Source organism: Halococcus sp. PRR34 (assembly GCF_028617175.1).
Classification (GTDB): Archaea; Halobacteriota; Halobacteria; order Halobacteriales; family Halococcaceae; genus Halococcus; species Halococcus salifodinae.
Genome location: NZ_JAQJDA010000072.1, coordinates 1 through 638, shown reverse-complemented (window position 1 = coordinate 638; position 638 = coordinate 1). Strand labels below are relative to the sequence as shown.

General features: G+C 61.1%; 1 pseudogene. It reads left to right on the top strand.

Annotation, left to right across the window (positions count from 1 at the left end):
- Window positions 1–638, top strand: a pseudogene (locus tag PHA81_RS20850) (ISH3 family transposase); the annotation flags it as partial.

Sequence of the window (638 nt, the reverse complement as noted above, 5' to 3'; positions counted from 1 at the left end):
GTGCGCAACAAACGCTACACGCTGGCGGTGCGCCGTCTCACCGACGGCGACACCGCCAGCTCGATCCTCGCGGAACTACTCGGCGTGCTCGACGGCCTTGACCTCGAAGTCAAGGCTGTCTACCTTGATCGCGAGTTCTACGACACGTACTGTCTGACGCTGCTCGCTGCCCACAACTACGCGTACGTCATGCCGATCGTGAAGTGGGGCGAGGCGATCCAGACCGAACTGAGCGAGGGCTGGAGCCGCGTGATCGACCACGACCTCCGAGGCGAAATCGACGGTCACACGTGGACCGTCGATTTCCCGGTCTACATCGACTGTACGTACCAGCAAGGAAAGTACGGCGAGGAAGGTGTGGCGCGTCACGGCTACGCCGTCGACGCGCCGTTCATTGAGATGCCACGCCAGGCTCGGAAGTACTACAGCCGGCGGTTCGGTATCGAATCGACCTACCGTTTGTCCGAACGAAGCATTGCGAAGACGACGACACAGAATCCGGCGGTGCGGTTTCTATACGTGCTGATCAGCTTCCTTCTCCAGAATGCGTGGCGGTATCTTCACTGGGAGTACGTGGCGTCGCCGCGCCGAGGCGCGCGACGCCTCTGGTCATGGCGATTCGACGAATTCCTTGGGAT